Annotated in this window: 1 protein-coding gene; it reads right to left on the bottom strand. The window is 64.7% G+C overall.

Annotation, left to right across the window (positions count from 1 at the left end; translation table 11 throughout):
* On the bottom strand, positions 1 to 334 hold a 334-nt coding region (locus tag HX773_RS25005; RefSeq protein ID WP_176973753.1), incomplete at both ends, for a transposase.

Below are 334 nucleotides of genomic sequence, written 5' to 3'. Positions count from 1 at the left end.
GCACAGCGCGGCGTTGTGCCGGCTTTTAGCTGACCCGGCGTTACCCACTCTTCCGTTCCGGCCAGCTTCAGAACGCCGTTGCCCCTGAGCCGGCCGATGAAGTGCCATCCGTGCGACTGAACGCGGTTAAACCACTCGCGGCGGAACCCGGCATCGGTGACGATGGTCACCTTCCTGTCTCCCATGCACCCGGCCAGGTCGTCCAGAAAGCGGTTCTGAAGGTCAGGATTGCCCAGCTTATCGCCTTCTGCGATGAGGCTCAGCAGCGGGATGGCGCGTCCGTCCGCCAGCAGGCTGGCACGCAGAAGGCTGAAGGACTGAGTGGGCCAGGCGC

Source organism: Pantoea sp. B9002 (genome assembly GCF_013385945.1).
Classification (GTDB): Bacteria; Pseudomonadota; Gammaproteobacteria; order Enterobacterales; family Enterobacteriaceae; genus Pantoea.
This window is presented reverse-complemented; position numbering and strand designations above follow the sequence as displayed.